The sequence below is a fragment of the Pseudomonas sp. TWP3-2 genome, assembly GCF_049897765.1.
Taxonomy (GTDB): domain Bacteria; phylum Pseudomonadota; class Gammaproteobacteria; order Pseudomonadales; family Pseudomonadaceae; genus Aquipseudomonas.
Map to the genome: position 1 here is coordinate 136,900 of NZ_JAFCWW010000011.1, position 19,693 is coordinate 156,592.

The window sequence follows — 19,693 nt, forward strand, 5'->3', positions numbered from 1 at the left end:
CGCTTTTAGTGGACACACTAAAGCTGTAGCTTACAGAAAAAGGCTTTTTTGGTCTACCGCCAATGAGCCCGAAAGGGCAGAGAATGCGACAGGACGTCGCCTGGCGGAACAAACCGGGCTCAAACGTATAGTTTGAACCCGGTTTTTGTAGCGTCTTAATGCAGGTCGAGCACGTCTTGCATGTCGTAAAGACCGGGCGCGCGGCCGTCCAGCCACAGCGCGGCACGCACAGCGCCCTTGGCGAAAGTCATGCGACTGGAAGCCTTGTGCGTGATCTCGAGACGCTCACCTTCACAGGCGAACAGCACCGTGTGATCACCGACCACATCACCACCACGCACGGTGGCAAAACCAATGGTTTCACGCTCACGCACTCCGGTGTGACCTTCTCGACCGTAGACCGCAACTTTCTGCAGATCACGATCCAGCGCGCCGGCGATCACTTCCCCCATGCGCAGAGCCGTACCTGACGGCGCATCGATCTTGTGCCGATGATGCGCTTCGATGATTTCGATATCCGCATCATCACCCAGCACGCGCGCGGCCATATCCAGCAACTTCAGCGACAGGTTGACCCCAACACTGAAGTTGGCAGCGAACACGATGGGAATGTCCTTGCCCGCGTCGGCCAGCAATTGCTTCTGCGCGGCGTCCAGCCCGGTCGTACCGATGACCATGGCCTTACCAGCCTTGCGGCAGAACGCCAGATTTTTCAGCATGACTTCCGGCAACGTGAAGTCGATCAGTACGTCGAACTCTTCCGCTACCGCTTCAACATGACCGGACAACGGCACGCCGATCCGCCCCAGTGACGCCAGCTCACCGGCATCGACGCCGATCAGCGTGCTGCCTGGACGAACGATGGCGGCAGTCAGCCCGGTCAGCGGCGCGCGCTGCTGCACGGCCTCAACCAGAATCTTACCCATACGCCCGGCGGCGCCCATCACTGCAATACGTCGCATGCCGACTCCTTACAAATCGCCGAAGAAGCGCTTCACGCCGTCGAACCAGCCAGTGGTTTTCGGCGAGTGGCTGTTGTCATCCGCCAGTGAGCTGCGGAATTCTTCGAGCAATTCGCGCTGACGACGGTTCAGATTGACCGGAGTCTCGACCGCCACGCGGCACATCAGGTCGCCCGCCCCGCCGCCACGCACCGGAGCCACGCCTTTGCCGCGCACGCGGAACTGCTTGCCGGTCTGGGTGCCTTCAGGGATTTTCAGTTTGACGCGGCCATCAAGGGTCGGAATTTCCAGCTCGCCGCCCAATGCTGCGTCGACGAAACTGATCGGCACTTCGCAGAACAGATGCTTGCCGTCGCGCTGGAAGATCGAGTGCTCGCGCACGTTGATAACCACGTACAGGTCGCCGGTCGGACCACCTTGAGTACCCGCCTCGCCTTCGCCGGACAGACGAATGCGGTCGCCAGTGTCAACGCCAGCAGGGACTTTCACGGACAGGGTTTTGTATTCTTCGATACGACCATCACCGTGGCACGAATCGCACGGGTCGGAAATGATCTTGCCTTGGCCATGGCAGCGCGGGCAGGTCTGCTGCACCGAGAAGAAGCCTTGCTGCATGCGCACCTGACCGATGCCGCCGCACGTCGGGCAGGTCGATGGCGAGGAGCCTTTCTTCGCGCCCGAACCGTCGCACGGCTTGCAGTTGACCAGCGTCGGAACGCGGATGTTCACGGTCGTGCCGCGCACCGCTTCTTCCAGATTCAGCTCCAGGGTGTAGCGCAAATCACTGCCACGCTGAGCGCCGCCACGGCCACCGCCGCGACCACCACCGAAGAAGTCACTGAACACATCGCCGAAGATGTCGGAGAAGTTCTGCCCGCCGAAACCGGCACCGCCGCCACCCATGCTCGGGTCAACGCCGGCATGACCGTACTGGTCGTACGCCGCGCGCTTGCTCGAATCGGACAGCACTTCGTAGGCCTCGTTGGCCTCTTTGAACAGTTCTTCCGATGCTTTGTCATCGGGGTTACGGTCCGGGTGATGCTTCATTGCCAAGCGGCGGTAGGCCTTCTTCAGGTCTGCTTCGCTTGAGCCACGCTCAACACCCAATACTTCGTAATAGTCACGCTTAGCCATAAGTCTTTGCACTCTTAAGGACGTTCGGCAAAACCCTCCTGAGCTTCGCCAAACTCGTTGAGCCCCAATACAGGCCCGGACCCAACTCACGTCAATTCAACGATCCTGGTCTTTGATTCATGCGGTATTTGCGGCGGAAAAGCAGGAGCATCTTCGGCCATACCTCCAGCACCCGAGCGTTGTCGCATGCTGTAAAAATTCACGTATTCCAGATACGCCAACGCGGGAGCAAGCTCCCGCGCGGCGACATCCTACCAGTCACCGCCGTGAGGCAGTCAACCGGACGACCACTGACTTACTTGTGGTCTTTGACTTCTTCGAACTCGGCATCGACAACGTCGTCAGCCTTTTCAGCCTTGTCGTCCTGCGGTGCCGCGCCTTCAGCAGGCTGAGCCTGTTCGGCATACATCTTCTGAGCAACCGGCGCGGAGACTTTCGACAGCTCCTCAACCTTGGCGTCGATAGCAGTCTTGTCGTCGCCTTTTACGGCGGCTTCCAGGGCAACCAGAGCGGCTTCGATTGCGGTCTTCTCTTCCGCGGTCACTTTGTCGCCAGCATCAGCGATCATCTTGCGAGTCGAGTGAACCAGCGCGTCACCCTGGTTACGGGCAGCAGCCAATTCTTCGAACTTCTTGTCCGCTTCAGCATTGGTTTCAGCATCACGGATCATCTGTTGAATTTCTTCATCAGACAGGCCCGAGTTGGCCTTGATGGTGATCTTTTGCTCTTTGCCAGTAGCCTTGTCTTTCGCACCAACGTGCAGGATGCCGTTGGCGTCGATGTCGAAGGTCACTTCGATTTGTGGCACGCCACGTGGTGCTGGTGGAATCTCGGCCAGGTCGAACTTGCCCAAGGACTTGTTCTGTGCGGCTTGCTTACGCTCACCTTGCAGCACGTGAATGGTCACAGCACCCTGGTTGTCATCGGCAGTCGAGAACACTTGGGATTTCTTGGTAGGAATCGTGGTGTTTTTCTCGATCAGCGCGGTCATCACGCCGCCCATGGTTTCGATACCCAGGGTCAGCGGGCTGACGTCCAGCAGCAGAACGTCTTTTACGTCACCGGCCAATACTGCGCCCTGGATAGCAGCACCCATGGCAACGGCTTCGTCCGGGTTCACGTCTTTACGTGCTTCTTTACCGAAGAACTCGGTCACCAGCTTCTGAACCAGTGGCATACGGGTCTGACCGCCGACCAGGATCACGTCGTTGATCGCGCCAACATCGATACCGGAATCTTTCAGCGCAATACGGCAAGGCTCGATGGTGCGTTGAACCAGGTCTTCAACCAGCGCTTCCAGCTTGGAACGCGAGATCTTCACGTTCAAGTGCTTAGGACCGGTAGCGTCTGCAGTGATATACGGCAGGTTCACGTCAGTCGACATGCTCGAGGACAGTTCGATCTTGGCTTTCTCAGCGGCTTCTTTCAGGCGCTGCATGGCCAGCGGGTCACCTTTGAGGTTCATGCCGCTTTCTTTCTTGAATTCGTCAACGAGGTAGTCGATCAGACGAATGTCGAAGTCTTCACCGCCGAGGAAGGTGTCACCGTTGGTGGCCAACACTTCGAACTGGTGCTCGCCGTCAACTTCAGCGATTTCGATCACGGAAACGTCGAAGGTACCGCCACCCAGGTCGTAAACGATCACGGTGTGATCGCCTTTGGCCTTGTCCATACCGTAAGCCAGAGCGGCTGCGGTTGGTTCGTTGATGATACGTTTTACGTCCAGACCAGCGATGCGGCCGGCGTCTTTAGTGGCTTGACGCTGGCTGTCGTTGAAGTAGGCCGGAACGGTGATGACCGCTTCGGTTACGGTTTCGCCCAAGTAGTCTTCGGCAGTCTTCTTCATCTTTTTCAAGATTTCAGCCGAGATTTGTGGCGGCGACATTTTCTGGCCGTTTACTTCCACCCACGCGTCGCCGTTGTCAGCCTTGGCGATTTTGTACGGGACCATCTTGATGTCTTTCTGTACGACTTCTTCGTCGAACTTACGACCGATCAGACGCTTCACCGCATACAGGGTGTTGTGCGGATTGGTCACAGCCTGACGCTTGGCCGACTGACCAACGAGGATCTCGCCATCGTTGGCATAAGCGATGATCGACGGCGTGGTACGCGCGCCTTCAGCGTTTTCAATAACTTTGGCTACGCCGTTTTCAAGAACGGAGACGCAGGAGTTGGTAGTCCCCAGGTCGATACCGATAATTTTGCCCATGTTAACTCTCCCGAAACTTTGGATTTGGTTGCCGCAGCAGTGGTGGCTAACTGCGGTAGCACTTAAACGCTTGACTTCTAAATGGGGGCGCCGCGGCTAATTTCAAGCCTTCTCATCAATAGAAGGCGAAACTGGCGATGGCGCCTTGCTGACAACAACCATCGCTGGACGCAGCAGACGACCGTTGAGCTGGTAGCCCTTCTGGAAAACCTTCAACACGCTGTTTGGCTCAACGTTGGCGCTTTCCTGCATGGCCATTGCCTGATGCTCTACAGCGTTAAAAGGCTCACCTTCCTGCGGAGCAACAGCTACAAGGTTGTAGCGCGCCAGGGTGTCGTGGAACATTTTCAGGGTCAGCTCGATGCCTTCACGCATCGGACGAATGCTTTCATCATCCGCGTTCGACAGCTCGAGGCCGCGCTCCAGACTGTCAACAATCGGCAGCAGGTCGCCGGCAAATTTTTCCAGCGCAAACTTGTGCGCCTTTTCCACGTCCTGCTCGGCACGGCGGCGGACGTTTTGCAGATCGGCGGCTACACGCAGAGATTGATCCTGCGCAGCGGCCAGTTGCTCTTCGAGCAATTGCACACGAGTAGCGTCATCACCTGACGCGGCGGTCGCCTGATTGGCGTCCGTGTTTTGCGGATCTAGCGTCTGTTCGTCAGCCATGGAGTTCTCCTTTCAATAACGTCCGCGAGCTCGACTCGCGCTTCTGTCCCGGTATATGGGGCCGCAAAATCAGGCTTCAAGGGCGACGATTCATTAACCCTACAAAAAAGTGCTGCATTTTCATTTCCTCGCGCGATGTGCGTTTGGTCGGATCAAGCAAATGGACCTGAGCGAGGGCATTGTCAGCCAGAAACAAAACACTGTATAAATAACCAGACCTAAAGCCTGGGAGCGGCCGTCATGCTGGTGCACCTGTCCGTACATAACTACGCCATCGTTGAACATCTCGATCTCGAACTCGATCGCGGGATGAGCGTGATCACTGGGGAAACCGGCGCCGGCAAGTCGATCATGCTCGATGCCTTGGGTCTGACCCTCGGCGACCGTGCCGACAGCGGCGTGGTCCGCCCGGGCGCTGACAAGGCCGATATCCTCGCTACCTTCGATCTGGTCGACATTCCCGAAGCCAGCGCCTGGCTGGCCGAGCGCGATCTGGACAATGAAGGGCCGTGCATTCTGCGTCGCGTCATCACCTCGGAAGGACGCTCGCGTGGCTACATCAACGGCACGCCCTGCCCGCTCTGCGACCTCAAGGCCCTGGGTGAGTTACTGATCGATATCCACAGCCAGCATGAACACCAATCCCTGCTCAAGACCGATACCCACCGACGCTTGCTCGACGAATACGCCGGCGCCAACGACCTGGCCCGCCAGGTGCAGCTGGCTGCCCAACGCTGGCGCCAGACGCGTCAAGAGCTGGAACGTCTTTCCAACTCCGGGGATGAACAACGCGCACGCCATCAACTGCTCAGCTACCAGCTCGAAGAGCTGGAGAACCTCGGTCTCGGTGAAAACGAGCTGGAGCAGCTGGAGCAGGAACACAAAAACCTGACCAATGCCGAAACCTTGCTCGGCATTTGCCGGCAAGTGGTCGAGCAGTGCAGCGAAAGTGATTCAGGCAATGTGCTGAATGCGCTGACCGCCAGCCTCAATCGCTTGTCGAGCGTGAATAATTCAGTCGGCGCTCTGGGCGAAGCCAGCAGCCTGCTGACCAGTGCGCAGATCCAGGTCGAGGAGGCCGTCGGCGAGCTCAACCGTTTCCTCGACAACTTCGATGCCGACCCGGCGCGCCTGCAATACCTGGAAGAACGCCTCGACGCCATCTACACCCTGGCGCGTAAGCACCGGATCCAGCCGACCGAAGTCGCCGACATGCAGCAAAAACTGCTGGATGAGATCGAAACCCTTAACGCCAATGATGAATCCATCGAGCAGTTGGGCGAAGAACTCGCCTCGTTTGCCCGCCATTATAAGGAGAAGGCCCGCGAGCTGAGCGACTTGCGCCATCAGGCGGCAGGTAAACTCGCCAGTGCTGTGGAGCAAGAGATTCAGCGTCTGGGTATGCCCGGTGGTCGCTTTACCATCGAGTTGCGCGCCAACTCCAGTGACGAACTGCTGCCCAACGGCCTGGAGCAGGTTGAATTGCTGGTCAGCGCCAACCCCGGCCAACCATTGAAGGCATTGGCCAAAGTGGCATCCGGCGGTGAGCTGTCACGGATCAGCCTGGCGATTCAAGTCATCACCGCGCAGACCTCCCGCGTACCGACATTGGTATTCGACGAAGTGGACGTGGGGATCGGCGGTCCAACGGCGGAAATTGTCGGCCAGTTGTTGCGGCGCCTCGGGGATCGCGGGCAGGTACTGACCGTGACGCACTTGCCGCAAGTGGCTGCGCAAGGTCATCAGCATTTGTTCGTGCACAAGGTGCGCGGCGAGCAGGCGACCCACACTGCGGTATCGAAGCTGAGCAAAAATGAGCGCATAGAAGAAGTCGCGCGGATGCTCGGCGGCATCGATCTGACCAAGGAATCCTTGGCTCACGCGAAAAAAATGGTTGTTACGGCAAAAGTTTAAGCACAGCAGAAAGCACGAAGGCGACCCTTGGGTCGCCTTCGCTCGTTTCGCGAACCTGAAATTCGCGCGACATGCTTACTTTTTCTTGCGTACGTACAGCACGAGATTGTGATCAACCATCTCAAAACCGTGCTTCTCGACGATGGATTTCTGAAGTTTTTCGATTTCTTCGTCGAAGAATTCGATGACTTCACCCGACTCCACGTTGACCATATGGTCGTGGTGGCCACCGTCGGCCAATTCAAACACTGCGTGGCCGCCGTCGAAGTTGTGACGGACCACGAGGCCAGCGGCTTCGAACTGGGTCAGAACACGGTAAACCGTGGCCAGACCGACGTCCTCGCCCGCTTCCATCAACGCCTTGTAGACGTCCTCGGCACTCATGTGACGCTGCTCTGTAGAGTCGAGCATTTGCAGGATCTTGACCCGTGGCAGGGTCACTTTGAGGCCGGCTTTGCGTAGTTCGCTATTTTCAACCATGGTCAGCTTTCTCGCGATGCTGCTTCGCAGCTTCTCTTAATGCGGGTATGATCGGCGTTTACGTTGTCCCAGCCAAGATAGTGGAAGTCGCCCACCGATGCAAAACACCAAGCTCTTGCTAACCAGTTTCACCTTTGTGGGACTGCTCGCACTCGCCGGTTGTTCATTCCCCGGGGTTTACAAAATCGACATCCAGCAGGGCAATGTCGTCACGCAGGACATGATAGACCAGTTACGCCCGGGAATGACCCGCCAGCAAGTACGGTTTATCATGGGTAACCCTCTGCTTGCCGACACGTTCCATGCCGATCGCTGGGATTATCTGTATAGCCTGCAACCTGGTGGCGGTGAACGCCAGCAGGAACGCATGAGTGTTATCTTCAACCCGAACGACCAGCTCGTCAGCCTGTCCGGTGACTTCATGCCGGGCGTAAGCCGTGACGAAGCCATTCTCGGCAAGGGCAGCGACACTAACGTGACCGCGCCTGCTGAAAACGCCGAGAAGCCAGCACCGGAAAAACCGGTCAAGCCAGGTTCTTTGCTGGATCAGATCCAGAAAGACGTGGATGGTGTGGAGACCGTTCCGGTCCCGACACCAGAACCGCTGGACACCTCGCCGCAGTAATTGGCGGGGCAATAAAAAACCCGGATATCCGGGTTTTTTATTGCCTGCCATTTGGCCAGCTTACAGATTTCGAGCTTTGGCCTCGGCAGCCTTGGCGGCACGCAAGCGCCGCACTTCTTTCGGATCGGCCAGCAGCGGTCGGTAGATCTCGATCCGATCCCCCTCTTGAATCAAGCGAACGTCAGGATCAGCAATCACCTTGCCGAAGATCCCCACAGGACAGCTCGCCAGATCCAGCTCGGGAAACTCATCACCAATACCAGACGCCATCAGCGCCGCACGCACCGTCAAGCCATCGACCACTCTGAAGGTGCGCAGCACCTGACGATCAACTGCCGCGTATACCACCTCGATTTCGATCACTGCTTCAACCATGCATCTGCTTGGCGCGCTGGCAAAACGCGTCCACCAGCGTATTCGCTGCCTGATTGAACAACGGCCCCAAAGTGGCACGCACAATCGGCCCGGCATAGTCAAAGGACAGATCCAGACTGATCTTGCAGGCCTTGTCGCTCAGCGCCTTGAACACCCAGACGCCATGCAACTGGTTGAACGGGCCTTCTTCAAGATTCATCTCGATCGACTGCCCTGGCACCAGCGTATTACGTGTGACGAAATGCTGACTAAGCCCGCCCTTGGCCACGCCGACACTGGCGCGCATGTGCTCCGGGGAGCTTTCCAGCACCTCGGCAGCCGAGCACCACGGCAGAAATTCCGGATAGCGCGCCACGTCGTTGACCAGGTCATAGAGAAATTGCGCCGGGTACGGCAGCAATGCCGATCGTTGAATATGTGTCGTCATGTAAGCGTCACTTCCAAAGCTGAGCGGCAAACACTACAAGAATGCCGATGGGCGCCACATAGCGCATCAAGAACAGGGACAGGGCAAACAGCGCCGGATTGCGGATCGACAGTTCGTCGCGTACCGTTTCACGCCCCATCACCCACCCGGCAAACAATACGAAACACAAACCACCGAGTGGCAACATGATCCGCGAGGTGAAGAAGTCGATCACGCCGAAGAAGTCCAGACCGCTCGCCGCACCCCACTGGTAGAGATGGAACATCCCGCCTTCGTTCACGAAAAATTTGGCTTCCTTCCAGATATTGAAGGAAAACACCGTGCCCAAACCGACGAACCAGCAGGTGAATGCCAGCCAGAAAGTCACCCAGGCGCGGCTGATTTTTGTGCGCTCAACGAGGTACGCGACCATTGGCTCCAGCAACGAAATCGCCGAACTCCAGGCAGCAACAGCCACCAATACGAAGAACACTACCCCCATCAACTGGCCGAACGCTACGTTACCAAAGGCAAATGGCAGACTGACGAACATCAGACCCGGGCCTTCGCTCGGGTTCAGGCCAGCGGCGAACACGATCGGGAACAGCGCCAGACCGGCCACCAGGGATACGAACGTATCGAGCAGCGCCACGCCCACGACCGTGCCGGACAGCGACGAGTTCTTCGGCATATAAGCGCCGTAAATCATGATCGAACCTACGCCCACGCTCAGAGAGAAAAACGCGTGGCCCATGGCTGGCAGCAGACCGTCGAGGACTTTTTCCGGATGGAAATCGAACATGAAATGCACGCCTTCCATGAAATGCCCGGTAGTCATGCTGTAACCGAGCAGCACCAGAATCATCACGAACAGCAACGGCATCATTATGCGCAGGCTGCGTTCCAGCCCGGCGACCACGCCTTTGGCGATCACCAATGCCGAAAGCAGCATGAAAATCGTATGCCAAAGTGTCAGACGCCACGGATCGGCGATGACATTGCCGAAGTAAGCACCGACCTGAGCGGCCGATGCGCCCTGGAAGTCGCCGCGCCCCATGTCAATGATGTAATCCAGCGACCAGCCGCCGACCACACTGTAGAAAGACAGGATCAGCAACGCCGTGATCATCCCGGCGAACGCGCCCCACGACCACTTCCCCGAGTGCCCGGCTTCGACCGCCAATACCTTGAGGGCGTTGGCCGGACTCTGCCGCGCACGCCGGCCAATCAGGGTTTCGGCGAGCATCACCGGGATGCCGATCAGCGCGATACACGCCAGGAACATCAGCACAAAGGCGCCGCCGCCGTAGACCCCGACCATGTAGGGAAACTTCCAGATACTACCCAGTCCCACGGCCGAACCGGTCGCGGCGAGTATGAAGACCCAGCGGCTAGCCCAACTGCCGTGGACAGAAACCTTGTCTGTCGACATCGTTTATCACGCCCAAGCGTTAGAAAAAGAGGCCGCATTGTCCGGGATTCACTCAACCTGCTCAAGCACGCAGCATCACCGTAGCGGACAGCCGTTTATCTCCATATAATGCCGCCCCTATGGCTAAACAGAAGAAACACCCAACAGGGACCATCGCGCAGAACAAAAAGGCGCGACACGATTACTTCATCGAACACAAGTTCGAGGCTGGTCTGGTCCTGGCCGGCTGGGAAGTAAAAAGTCTGCGGGCGAGCAAGCTGCAACTGGTCGACAGTTACGTGCTGCTCAAAGATGGCGAGGCCTGGCTGCTCGGCAGTCACATCACGCCGTTGATGACCGCCAGCACCCACGTCATCGCTGACCCGGTACGCACACGCAAATTGCTGCTCAACCGCCGCGAGCTGGAAAAGCTTGCCGCGATGGTGCAGCAAAAGGGTTACGCGTGCGTCTGCCTGTCCTGGTACTGGAGCAAGCACATGGTCAAGTGCGAGATTGCTTTGGGCAAGGGCAAGAAGGAATACGACAAGCGTGATACCGAGCGCGAACGCGATGCCGGTCGCGAATTGCAGCGCGCGGTGCGCAACAAGGGCAAGGAAGATTAATTTCCGGCCTTGATGCTGCACTGTGGCGAGGGAGCTTGCTCCCGCTCGACTGCGCAGCAGGCGTCATCGGCTTTCGCGACAATCAATAAAGCGAGGGCCGCTGCGCACCCCAGCGGGAGCAAGCTCCCTCGCCACAATTGAATTACCGTCCTACATCCCTTTGCGCCGCTCGGCCCGAGCCATACGCTGTACTTCCTGACGCACTTCTTCCAGCACTTCCTGCACATACAAAATATGTCGGCTGGAAACTTCGCGCGCCTGCTCGGCATGCCCTTCGATAATCGCTTGAAACAATTCCCGGTGCTGAGTGATCAGCATGTCGCGAGTTTCCGTGCGCTGTTTGTACATGCCGCCAATGTTGGTCACCACGTTGCGCTTGAGCAGATCGAACAATCCGCGAATGGTGTGCAGCAGCACCGCGTTGTGACTGGCCTCGGCGATCGCCAGGTGAAACTTCGCATCCGCCGCGCCCTCTTCCGCCCGGCTCACTTCATCGTGCCGCGAGTAGCAGTCCTGCAACTCTTCAAACGCAGCCGTCAGACGTTCGCGATCCACATCGGTGGCGCGCAACGCAGCGTAATACGCGCACGATGCCTCCAGAGTGTGGCGGAACTCCAGCAGATCGCGCTGGGCCTCAGGGTTGCTTTCAAGCAGCTGCAACAGCGGATCGCTGAACGTTGAACCCAGCGACTCCACAACATAATTACCGCCGCCCTGCTTGCTGATCAGTAAACCTTTGGCCGCCAGTTTCTGAATCGCTTCGCGCAACGATGGGCGTGAAACCCCGAACTGCTCGGCCAGCGTGCGCTCAGCCGGCAGCCGCTCACCGGACTTCAGCGTGCCCTCGAGGATCATCCCCTCAAGCCGCTCGACAATATCGTCAGACAAACGGCGCTGACGTATCTGATCAAACCCCATAACTCACTTCTCCACGAGCCCGACCGCTCGCCGGGCTCTCTATTCTGGCCTATCGGCGCCTTCACGACACCTACCAGACAGCATTCGCTCGAGCGGATCAGATGCGCTCTGCACCGCTCATTCGACGAAATTTTCGGGGCGGCAAATTGACACACCCACATCAAGGCTTTTACCCTAGCCAACAGCGATTGTAAATTGGTCTTACCAATTAACCAAGAACGCTGACAGTGCCTGACCAACAACAATTAGGGGCCACCCCATATGCAAACCTGGCAACAGATCTACAGCCCGCTCGGCAGTCTCGGCGTTTCCGCATTGGCGGCCGTCATCCCCATCGTGTTTTTCTTCCTCGCTCTGGCGGTGTTCCGCCTCAAGGGTCACGTGGCCGGCAGCATCACGCTGGCGCTGGCAATCATCGTGGCGATTTTCGCGTTCCAGATGCCGGTCGACATGGCCTTCGCCGCCGCTGGCTATGGCTTCGCCTACGGCCTGTGGCCCATTGCGTGGATCATCGTTGCGGCAGTGTTCCTCTACAAACTGACGGTCAAAAGTGGTCAGTTCGAGGTGATCCGCAGTTCGGTACTGTCGATCACTGACGACCAGCGCCTGCAAGTGCTGCTGATCGGTTTCTGCTTCGGCGCCTTCCTCGAGGGTGCCGCCGGTTTCGGCGCGCCAGTGGCGATTACCGCCGCACTCCTTGTAGGACTGGGCTTCAATCCGCTGTACGCCGCCGGCCTGTGCCTGATTGCCAACACCGCGCCGGTTGCTTTCGGTGCACTGGGGATTCCGATCATTGTTGCCGGACAAGTCACTGGCATCGACGCGTTCAAGATCGGCGCAATGACTGGCAGGCAACTGCCGCTGCTGTCGCTGTTCGTGCCGTTCTGGCTGGTGTTCATGATGGACGGCCTGCGCGGCGTGCGCGAAACCTGGCCGGCAGCATTGGTCGCGGGCCTGAGCTTCGCCATCACCCAATACTTCACCTCGAACTTCATCGGCCCCGAGCTGCCGGACATTACTTCGGCCCTCGCCAGCCTGATTTCGCTGACCCTGTTCCTGAAAGTCTGGCAGCCGAAACGCACCGCAGGCGCGCAAATTGCTGGCGTGACTTCCAGCGAAATCGTCACTGCCAACGTCGGCGGTTTCGGCCAAAAGCGCACTACCGTGGCCTCGCCTTACAGCCTCTGGGAGATCTTCATCGCCTGGTCGCCGTTCCTGATCCTCACCGTACTGGTGACCATCTGGACCCTGAAACCTTTCAAAGCGATGTTTGCCGCCGGCGGCTCGATGTACGCCTGGGTGTTCAACTTCGCGATCCCGCATCTTGATCAACTGGTGATCAAAACCGCACCGATCGTCGCCGCGCCAACCGCGATCCCGGCCGTATTCAAACTCGACCCGATTTCCGCGACCGGCACGGCAATTTTCTTCTCCGCGCTGATCTCGATGCTGGTACTGAAGATCAATTTCAAAACTGGTCTTACCACTTTGAAAGAGACCTTCTACGAACTGCGCTGGCCAATTCTGTCGATCGGCATGGTGCTGGCCTTCGCCTTCGTCACCAACTATTCCGGCATGTCTTCGACCATGGCTTTGGTGCTGGCGGGTACTGGCGCGGCGTTCCCGTTCTTCTCGCCGTTCCTTGGCTGGCTGGGCGTGTTCCTCACCGGCTCCGATACCTCGTCCAACGCACTGTTCAGTTCGCTGCAAGCGACCACCGCGCATCAGATCGGCGTCAGTGACGTGCTACTGGTGGCCGCAAATACCAGCGGTGGCGTGACTGGCAAGATGATTTCGCCACAGTCGATCGCCGTGGCTTGCGCCGCGACGGGTCTGGTGGGCAAGGAATCGGATCTGTTCCGCTTCACCCTCAAGCACAGCCTATTCTTTGCAACGATTGTCGGTCTGATCACGCTGGCCCAGGCCTACTGGTTCACCGGCATGCTGGTGCATTGAGATTACAAGCAACAGGGATAAAACCGACGCCGGCGCGTGATTCCGGTGTCAGCAATTCACAACCCGGTCTGTAAGGCTGCTGAAAGCAACACGCTTTATATTCAGCAGCCGCCACAGACGGATAACCGGGCCCACCCGGAGACACGCCTGATGAGCGAGCTTTTTTACAACGCAGTGCCTAATGCCACGCGCGTCGCACCGCCACTCCCCGAACCTCGGCAGTACCCCAGCGAGAAACCGTCGCGGGTCTATCTGTTCGGCACGTGCGTGGTTGATCTGTTCTATCCCGAAGCGGGGATGGACGCGATCCACTTGCTGGAGCGCGAAGGCATTCGGGTCGAATACCCGCAAGGGCAAAGCTGCTGCGGACAACCGGCCTACACCTCGGGTTACACCGAGCAGGCGCGGACAGTGGCGCGCTCGCAACTGGCGCTGTTTGCCGGAGATTATCCGGTGGTGGTGCCGTCAGGTTCCTGCGCGGGCATGCTGCGTGAGCATTACGCCGACTTGTTCAAGGACGAGCCGCAAACGCTGCAACAGGTTCAAGCCCTCGCGGCGCGAACCTACGAACTGGCCGAGTTTCTGCTGTTCGTGTGCAAGGTGCAGCTCAAGGATAGCGGCGCACCGGTAAAAGTGGCGCTGCACACCTCGTGTTCGGCGCGACGGGAAATGAATACCCACCTGCACGGTCGCGAGCTGTTGGCGCAACTGAGCAACGTGGAGCGGGTCAATCACGACCACGAAAGCGAATGCTGTGGCTTCGGTGGGACATTCAGCGTCCGTATGCCAGACATATCCGGCGCGATGGTGGCGGACAAGACCCGGTCGTTGAAGGAATCCGGCGCGCATCAGGTACTCAGTGCCGATTGCGGCTGCTTGATGAATATCAACGGCTCGCTGGAGAAACAACAGGAAGCGCTGCGCGGGCAACACCTCGCCAGTTTCCTCTGGCAACGAACCGGAGGTGCGCAATGAGCACTTCCGCGATTATTCCTACGGTCGCCGTAGAAGAAGATTTCCGCACCCGGGCGCACAACGCCTTGGGTGACCCGCAGCTACGGAACAACTTCCGTACTGCGATGGATTCACTGATGACCAAGCGGGCAGCGGCTTTCAGCGATGCCCACGAAAGAGAACACTTGCGTGAACTGGGCAATGCAATCCGTGCCCGCGCGCTCTCCAAGTTGCCCGACCTGCTCGAGCAACTGGAACAGAACCTGACCCGCAACGGTGTGACAGTGCACTGGGCGGAAACGGTGGACGAGGCCAATGGCATCGTCCTCTCGATCATCCGCGCTCACGAGGCGCGGCAAGTGATCAAGGGCAAATCGATGGTCAGCGAAGAGATGGAGATGAATCATTTCCTCGCGGATCAAGGCATTGAATGCCTGGAATCGGACATGGGCGAGTACATCGTCCAGCTCGACCACGAGAAGCCTTCACACATTATTATGCCGGCGATCCACAAGAATGCCGGTCAGGTCGCGTCCTTGTTCCACGACAAACTTGGCGTGGAATACACCAAGGACGTTGACCAACTCATTCAGATCGGTCGCAGGGTTCTGCGGCAGAAATTCTTCGAAGCGGACATCGGCGTCTCCGGCGTCAACTTCGCCGTGGCCGAAACCGGCACTTTGTTGCTGGTCGAAAACGAAGGCAACGGGCGCATGACCACTACCGTGCCGCCCGTGCACATCGCCGTCACCGGCATCGAAAAAGTCGTGGAAAACCTGCGCGACGTGGTGCCGCTGCTGTCATTGCTGACCCGCTCGGCGCTGGGCATTCCGATCACTACCTACGTCAACATGATCTCCGGTCCGCGCAAGGAACATGAGCTCGACGGCCCGCAGGAAGTGCATCTGGTGCTGCTCGACAACGGTCGCAGCCAGGCTTTCGCCGACAGCGAATTGCGCCAGACCTTGAACTGCATTCGCTGCGGCGCCTGCATGAATCATTGCCCGGTCTACACCCGAATCGGCGGCCACGCCTATGGCGAGGTTTACCCCGGCCCGATCGGAAAAATCATCACGCCGCACATGGTCGGGCTGGCGAAAGTCCCGGATCACCCCAGCGCGTCTTCGCTGTGCGGAGCTTGTGGTGAAGTGTGTCCGGTAAAGATACCGATCCCTGCCCTGCTGCGTCGCCTGCGCGAAGAAAACGTCAAAGCCCCGAACGCGCCGAATCAGGTGATGCGCGGTCAGGGCAGCAAGTATTCGCGCAAGGAGCGTTTCATCTGGAACGCCTGGGCGAAGCTCAACAGCTCGCCAACGCTGTATCGACTGTTCGCGTTCTGCGCCACACGCCTGCGCGCCCTCGCCCCGAGCAACGTCGGGCCGTGGACACAAAACCACAGCGCACCGAAACCCGCCGCCCGCTCACTGCACGACATGGCGCGCGAGCATCTGGCCAAACAGGGAGATCGTTGATGAGCGCCAAGCAAAATATCCTCGGCAAGCTTCGGAAAAGTCTGACCGGCGCCACGCCGATTGCCGACAACTTCGACGTCGAGCTGGTGACTCAGCCTTACACCTACAGCGCCGAACAACGCATTCCGCAACTGCGCAAACTGATGGAAGCGGTGCACACCGAGATCCATCTGACTACCGATCAGGAGTGGCCAGCGCTGTTGGCGCAGCTGTTACATGATCGCCAACTGCCAAGCCTGCTGATCGCCCCGACTACGCCCCACGGTCAACGCATCGCACAGCACTGGGCGAACAATCCCGAGCTGCCGACACTGAAATCCTACGCCCGGCCGATGGAAGAGTGGAAAGCCGAGCTGTTCAACGACACCCCGGCCAGTCTCACCGGCACCCTCGGCGCCATCGCCGCAACCGGCAGCCTGATTCTCTGGCCGAGCCGCGAAGAACCACGGCTGATGAGTCTCGTGCCGCCGGTGCATTTTGCCCTGCTCAAGGCCAGCCAGATCCGCGACAACTTCTATCAGGTGCAGCAGGAATTCGAATGGGCGCAAGGCATGCCGACCAACGCGCTGCTGGTGTCCGGCCCGTCGAAAACCGCTGACATCGAACAGGTGCTGGCCTATGGCGCTCACGGGCCGAAAGACCTGGTGGTTCTGATCCTGGAGGACCAATGACGTTACCGGCGGCTTTTCTGCGTGATGCGCAAAAACTGATCCCGGCCGAACGGCGTTTCGACGATGCGTTGTCGACTTTAGCCTTCGGCACTGACGCGAGTTTCTATCGGCTGATCCCCAAACTGGTGATCCGCGTCGAGTCTGAAGATGAAGTGGTGACACTGCTGCAACTGGCTCAGCGCGATCAAGTGCCGGTGACGTTCCGGGCGGCCGGCACCAGCCTCTCCGGGCAAGCAATCAGCGATTCGGTGCTGATCGTGCTTGGAGATAACTGGAACGCACGCGAGATTCGCGGCCAAGGCATGCAGATCCGACTGCAACCCGGCGTGATCGGCGCGCAGGCCAATGCGTGGCTCGCGCCGTTCGGGCGCAAGATCGGCCCGGACCCGGCCTCGATCAACGCCTGCAAGATCGGCGGCATCGTCGCTAACAACGCCAGCGGCATGTGCTGTGGCACCGCGCAGAACACTTACCACACACTGGCCGGGATTCGTCTGGTACTGGCCGACGGCACGCGCCTTGATACCGAAGATGCCGCCAGTGTTGCGGCGTTTCGTGTGAACCATGGGGATTTGCTTGAGCGTCTGGCGACGCTGGGTCGCGAGACTCGGGCGAATTCCGAACTGGCCGCGAAAATCCGCCACAAATATCGTCTGAAAAATACCACCGGCCTGTCACTCAACGCCCTGGTGGATTTCGACGAGCCTGTGGATATCCTGAGCCACTTGCTGGTCGGCTCCGAAGGCACCCTCGGTTTCATCAGCGCAGTGACTTACAACACGGTGATCGATCATCCGAACAAAGCTTCGGCATTGATCGTGTTCCCGGATGTGGAAACCTGCTGCAACGCGGTCACGGTGTTGAAAAGCCAACCGGTGTCAGCGGTGGAACTGCTTGATCGACGCAGTCTGCGCTCGGTGCAGGACAAACCCGGCATGCCGGATTTCGTACAACAGCTGTCGAACAATGCCTGCGCGCTGCTGATCGAATCCCGCGCGGCGTCTTCCACTTTGTTGCAAGAACAACTTGCGCAAATCATGGCTTCACTGCACGGTTTCGCGGTGGAGAAACAGGTCGACTTCACCGAAGATCCGCTGGAAAACGCCCGTCTCTGGGCGATCCGCAAAGACACTTTCCCCGCGGTCGGCGCGGTGCGCAAAACCGGCACCACGGTGATCATCGAAGACGTGACCTTCCCGGTCGAGCAACTGGCAATCGGTGTTAACCGTCTGATCGAGCTGTTCGACAAGCATTCCTACGACGAAGCGATCCTTTTCGGACACGCACTGGAAGGCAATCTGCACTTCGTCTTCACTCAAGGCTTCAACAGCCCGGAAGAAGTCGCACGCTATCAGGCGTTCATGGACGACGTGGCGCAACTGGTCGCGGTGGAATTCGGCGGTTCGCTCAAGGCTGAACACGGCACCGGGCGCAACATGGCGCCGTTCGTGGAGCTGGAATGGGGCAGCGACGCTTACCAGTTGATGTGGCAGCTGAAACGACTGCTCGACCCCAAGGGCATTCTCAATCCGGACGTGGTGCTCAGCGAAGATCCGCAGATTCACCTCAAACACCTGAAACCGCTGCCGGCGGCTGACGAGATCGTCGACAAGTGCATCGAGTGCGGTTTCTGTGAACCGGTGTGCCCGTCGAAAGGACTGACCCTGAGCCCGCGCCAGCGCATTGTGATCTGGCGCGATATTCAGGTGAAAAAACGCGCAGGCGTCGACACCACCGAGCTGGAAAAAGCCTACGAATACCAAGGCATCGACACCTGCGCGGCGACCGGTCTGTGCGCGCAACGCTGCCCTGTAGGAATCAATACCGGGGAGCTGGTGAAAAAGCTCCGCGCCCGCACCGCCACGCATACGAAAGCGGCCAACTGGATTGAAGGAAATTTCGCCAGGACGCTGCAAGGTGCGCGACTCACCCTGCACGTGGCCAACGGCGCACGGATGATGTTGGGGGCGCCGCGTCTGGCCAAACTGTCAGCGACTTTGACCCGACTGTCCAAGGGACAGGTGCCGCAGTGGAACAACGCGATGCCGCAACCGGAAAAAGCCATTCGTTTCAGTCCTGCAGTCTCGGACGAACGTCCGCGCGTGGTGTATCTGGCGGCGTGTGTGTCGCGGGTGATGGGGCCGGTGGCGGGCGACAACGAGCAGATGTCGCTGTACGACAAAACCCGTGGTTTGCTGGAAAAGGCTGGTTACCAAGTCGTCTTCCCCGACAATCTGGACAACTTGTGTTGTGGGCAGCCGTTCGCCTCCAAGGGTTACGCCGAACAGGCCGAGCACAAACGTCAGGAGCTGATCAGCGCGTTGCTGCACGCCAGCCGTGGCGGGCTCGATCCGATCTATTGCGACACCAGCCCGTGCACATTGCGCCTGGTGCAGGATGTCGGCGAAACCCGACTGGACCTGTACGACCCGGTGCGTTTTATCCGTACGCATCTGCTGGATCGGCTGGACTTCACGCCGCAAGACGCGCCGATTGCCGTGCATGTGACGTGCAGCACTCAGCATCTTGGCGAGAGCCAGGCGCTGATTGATCTGGCGCGCAAGTGCAGCAAAAACGTGGTGATTCCGGAAGGCATTCATTGCTGCGGATTCGCCGGCGACAAAGGCTTCACCACGCCTGAGTTGAACCGTCATTCGCTGCGCACGCTCAAGGACGCGGTGCAGCATTGCAGCGAAGGGATTTCCACCAGCCGGACGTGCGAAATCGGCCTGACGCAACATGGCGGGATCGATTATCACGGCCTGGTTTATCTGGTGGATCGGGTCACTCAGGCCAAAGCCTCCTGACGAAAATCAGAACCCTTGGCGGAGACGGTAGTCCATAGAACAAGCCTCAGACAGTTGGGGTTTGTCCTGCTTTCGCTGGACCGCTCACGGTCAGCGAAGTGTGG

Annotated in this window: 17 protein-coding genes; 8 read left to right on the forward strand and 9 right to left on the reverse strand. The window is 58.7% G+C overall.

Going from position 1 to position 19,693, the window contains the following annotated elements:
- Positions 1-155 precede the first annotated feature (155 nt).
- The 4 genes from dapB to grpE form a co-directional block, all read right to left on the reverse strand.
- Positions 156-962 carry a 4-hydroxy-tetrahydrodipicolinate reductase gene (dapB, locus tag ACP7EE_RS17895; RefSeq protein WP_426202642.1) on the reverse strand — a complete coding sequence of 269 codons (807 nt, stop codon included), beginning with the start codon at positions 960-962 and terminating at the stop codon, positions 156-158.
- Positions 963-971: 9 nt separating this feature from the next.
- A complete protein-coding gene (gene dnaJ, locus ACP7EE_RS17900; RefSeq protein WP_426202644.1) occupies positions 972-2,096 on the reverse strand; it encodes a molecular chaperone DnaJ in 1,125 nt (374 codons plus the stop codon).
- 295 nt (positions 2,097-2,391) lie between these two features.
- On the reverse strand, positions 2,392-4,308 hold the full coding sequence (gene dnaK / locus ACP7EE_RS17905; protein WP_426202646.1) for a molecular chaperone DnaK: 1,917 nt from the start codon (positions 4,306-4,308) through the stop codon (positions 2,392-2,394).
- Between the two features lie 102 nt (positions 4,309-4,410).
- On the reverse strand, positions 4,411-4,977 hold the full coding sequence (gene grpE / locus ACP7EE_RS17910) for a nucleotide exchange factor GrpE (RefSeq protein WP_426202647.1): 567 nt from the start codon (positions 4,975-4,977) through the stop codon (positions 4,411-4,413).
- A 240-nt stretch (positions 4,978-5,217) separates the two neighbouring features.
- Between grpE and recN the strand changes: the two genes are divergently transcribed.
- Positions 5,218-6,891: a DNA repair protein RecN gene (recN, locus tag ACP7EE_RS17915; RefSeq protein ID WP_426235621.1), complete on the forward strand. Its 1,674-nt coding sequence runs from the start codon at positions 5,218-5,220 to the stop codon at positions 6,889-6,891.
- A gap of 75 nt (positions 6,892-6,966) precedes the next feature.
- On the opposite strand, the gene fur is transcribed toward recN, so the two are convergent.
- Positions 6,967-7,371: a ferric iron uptake transcriptional regulator gene (fur, locus tag ACP7EE_RS17920; protein WP_016771770.1), complete on the reverse strand. Its 405-nt coding sequence runs from the start codon at positions 7,369-7,371 to the stop codon at positions 6,967-6,969.
- A gap of 97 nt (positions 7,372-7,468) precedes the next feature.
- Between fur and ACP7EE_RS17925 the strand changes: the two genes are divergently transcribed.
- Positions 7,469-7,996 (forward strand): outer membrane protein assembly factor BamE, encoded by a 528-nt coding sequence (locus ACP7EE_RS17925; RefSeq protein WP_420647544.1) that lies wholly within the window; start codon positions 7,469-7,471, stop codon positions 7,994-7,996.
- 60 nt (positions 7,997-8,056) lie between these two features.
- Here the strand turns inward: ACP7EE_RS17925 and ACP7EE_RS17930 are convergent, their stop codons facing one another.
- Genes ACP7EE_RS17930 through ACP7EE_RS17940 form a run of 3 tightly spaced genes read right to left on the reverse strand, consistent with a single transcriptional unit; the run spans position 8,057 to position 10,209 of the window.
- Positions 8,057-8,371 (reverse strand): RnfH family protein, encoded by a 315-nt coding sequence (locus ACP7EE_RS17930; RefSeq protein ID WP_426235623.1) that lies wholly within the window; start codon positions 8,369-8,371, stop codon positions 8,057-8,059.
- Complete coding sequence (locus ACP7EE_RS17935; protein WP_420647542.1) at positions 8,364-8,798, reverse strand: type II toxin-antitoxin system RatA family toxin; 435 nt, start codon at positions 8,796-8,798, stop codon at positions 8,364-8,366. The genes ACP7EE_RS17930 and ACP7EE_RS17935 overlap by 8 nt, the downstream gene beginning before the upstream one ends.
- Positions 8,799-8,805: 7 nt before the next feature.
- Positions 8,806-10,209, reverse strand: coding sequence for a sodium-dependent transporter (locus ACP7EE_RS17940; protein ID WP_426235625.1), 1,404 nt, complete (start codon positions 10,207-10,209; stop codon positions 8,806-8,808).
- A 119-nt stretch (positions 10,210-10,328) separates the two neighbouring features.
- Between ACP7EE_RS17940 and smpB the strand changes: the two genes are divergently transcribed.
- Complete coding sequence (gene smpB, locus ACP7EE_RS17945; protein ID WP_008088297.1) at positions 10,329-10,811, forward strand: SsrA-binding protein SmpB; 483 nt, start codon at positions 10,329-10,331, stop codon at positions 10,809-10,811.
- Between the two features lie 150 nt (positions 10,812-10,961).
- Here smpB and ACP7EE_RS17950 read toward each other — a convergent pair whose 3' ends face one another.
- Positions 10,962-11,729 (reverse strand): FCD domain-containing protein, encoded by a 768-nt coding sequence (locus ACP7EE_RS17950; protein WP_420647540.1) that lies wholly within the window; start codon positions 11,727-11,729, stop codon positions 10,962-10,964.
- A gap of 261 nt (positions 11,730-11,990) precedes the next feature.
- On the opposite strand from ACP7EE_RS17950, the gene ACP7EE_RS17955 reads away from it, so the two are divergent.
- The 5 genes from ACP7EE_RS17955 to ACP7EE_RS17975 all read left to right on the forward strand — a co-directional run bounded on the left by ACP7EE_RS17955 (position 11,991) and on the right by ACP7EE_RS17975 (position 19,589).
- Positions 11,991-13,685 (forward strand): lactate permease LctP family transporter, encoded by a 1,695-nt coding sequence (locus ACP7EE_RS17955; RefSeq protein ID WP_426235627.1) that lies wholly within the window; start codon positions 11,991-11,993, stop codon positions 13,683-13,685.
- A 150-nt stretch (positions 13,686-13,835) separates the two neighbouring features.
- A complete protein-coding gene (locus tag ACP7EE_RS17960; protein ID WP_426235629.1) occupies positions 13,836-14,660 on the forward strand; it encodes a (Fe-S)-binding protein in 825 nt (274 codons plus the stop codon).
- Positions 14,657-16,111 carry a LutB/LldF family L-lactate oxidation iron-sulfur protein gene (locus tag ACP7EE_RS17965; protein ID WP_426235631.1) on the forward strand — a complete coding sequence of 485 codons (1,455 nt, stop codon included), beginning with the start codon at positions 14,657-14,659 and terminating at the stop codon, positions 16,109-16,111. The genes ACP7EE_RS17960 and ACP7EE_RS17965 overlap by 4 nt, the downstream gene beginning before the upstream one ends.
- Positions 16,111-16,782, forward strand: coding sequence for a LutC/YkgG family protein (locus tag ACP7EE_RS17970; RefSeq protein ID WP_426202660.1), 672 nt, complete (start codon positions 16,111-16,113; stop codon positions 16,780-16,782). The genes ACP7EE_RS17965 and ACP7EE_RS17970 overlap by 1 nt, the downstream gene beginning before the upstream one ends.
- Positions 16,779-19,589, forward strand: coding sequence for an FAD-binding and (Fe-S)-binding domain-containing protein (locus ACP7EE_RS17975; RefSeq protein WP_426235633.1), 2,811 nt, complete (start codon positions 16,779-16,781; stop codon positions 19,587-19,589). The genes ACP7EE_RS17970 and ACP7EE_RS17975 overlap by 4 nt, the downstream gene beginning before the upstream one ends.
- The last annotated feature ends 104 nt before the right edge of the window (positions 19,590-19,693 follow it).

Bases quoted from the DNA above. Each gene is read 5' to 3' on its own strand.
- dapB (WP_426202642.1), bottom strand. From the start codon at position 962: ATGCGACGTATTGCAGTGATGGGCGCCGCCGGGCGTATGGGTAAGATT.
- dnaJ (WP_426202644.1), bottom strand. From the start codon at position 2,096: ATGGCTAAGCGTGACTATTACGAAGTATTGGGTGTTGAGCGTGGCTCA.
- dnaK (WP_426202646.1), bottom strand. From the start codon at position 4,308: ATGGGCAAAATTATCGGTATCGACCTGGGGACTACCAACTCCTGCGTC.
- grpE (WP_426202647.1), bottom strand. From the start codon at position 4,977: ATGGCTGACGAACAGACGCTAGATCCGCAAAACACGGACGCCAATCAG.
- recN (WP_426235621.1), top strand. From the start codon at position 5,218: ATGCTGGTGCACCTGTCCGTACATAACTACGCCATCGTTGAACATCTC.
- fur (WP_016771770.1), bottom strand. From the start codon at position 7,371: ATGGTTGAAAATAGCGAACTACGCAAAGCCGGCCTCAAAGTGACCCTG.
- ACP7EE_RS17925 (WP_420647544.1), top strand. From the start codon at position 7,469: ATGCAAAACACCAAGCTCTTGCTAACCAGTTTCACCTTTGTGGGACTG.
- ACP7EE_RS17930 (WP_426235623.1), bottom strand. From the start codon at position 8,371: ATGGTTGAAGCAGTGATCGAAATCGAGGTGGTATACGCGGCAGTTGAT.
- ACP7EE_RS17935 (WP_420647542.1), bottom strand. From the start codon at position 8,798: ATGACGACACATATTCAACGATCGGCATTGCTGCCGTACCCGGCGCAA.
- ACP7EE_RS17940 (WP_426235625.1), bottom strand. From the start codon at position 10,209: ATGTCGACAGACAAGGTTTCTGTCCACGGCAGTTGGGCTAGCCGCTGG.
- smpB (WP_008088297.1), top strand. From the start codon at position 10,329: ATGGCTAAACAGAAGAAACACCCAACAGGGACCATCGCGCAGAACAAA.
- ACP7EE_RS17950 (WP_420647540.1), bottom strand. From the start codon at position 11,729: ATGGGGTTTGATCAGATACGTCAGCGCCGTTTGTCTGACGATATTGTC.
- ACP7EE_RS17955 (WP_426235627.1), top strand. From the start codon at position 11,991: ATGCAAACCTGGCAACAGATCTACAGCCCGCTCGGCAGTCTCGGCGTT.
- ACP7EE_RS17960 (WP_426235629.1), top strand. From the start codon at position 13,836: ATGAGCGAGCTTTTTTACAACGCAGTGCCTAATGCCACGCGCGTCGCA.
- ACP7EE_RS17965 (WP_426235631.1), top strand. From the start codon at position 14,657: ATGAGCACTTCCGCGATTATTCCTACGGTCGCCGTAGAAGAAGATTTC.
- ACP7EE_RS17970 (WP_426202660.1), top strand. From the start codon at position 16,111: ATGAGCGCCAAGCAAAATATCCTCGGCAAGCTTCGGAAAAGTCTGACC.
- ACP7EE_RS17975 (WP_426235633.1), top strand. From the start codon at position 16,779: ATGACGTTACCGGCGGCTTTTCTGCGTGATGCGCAAAAACTGATCCCG.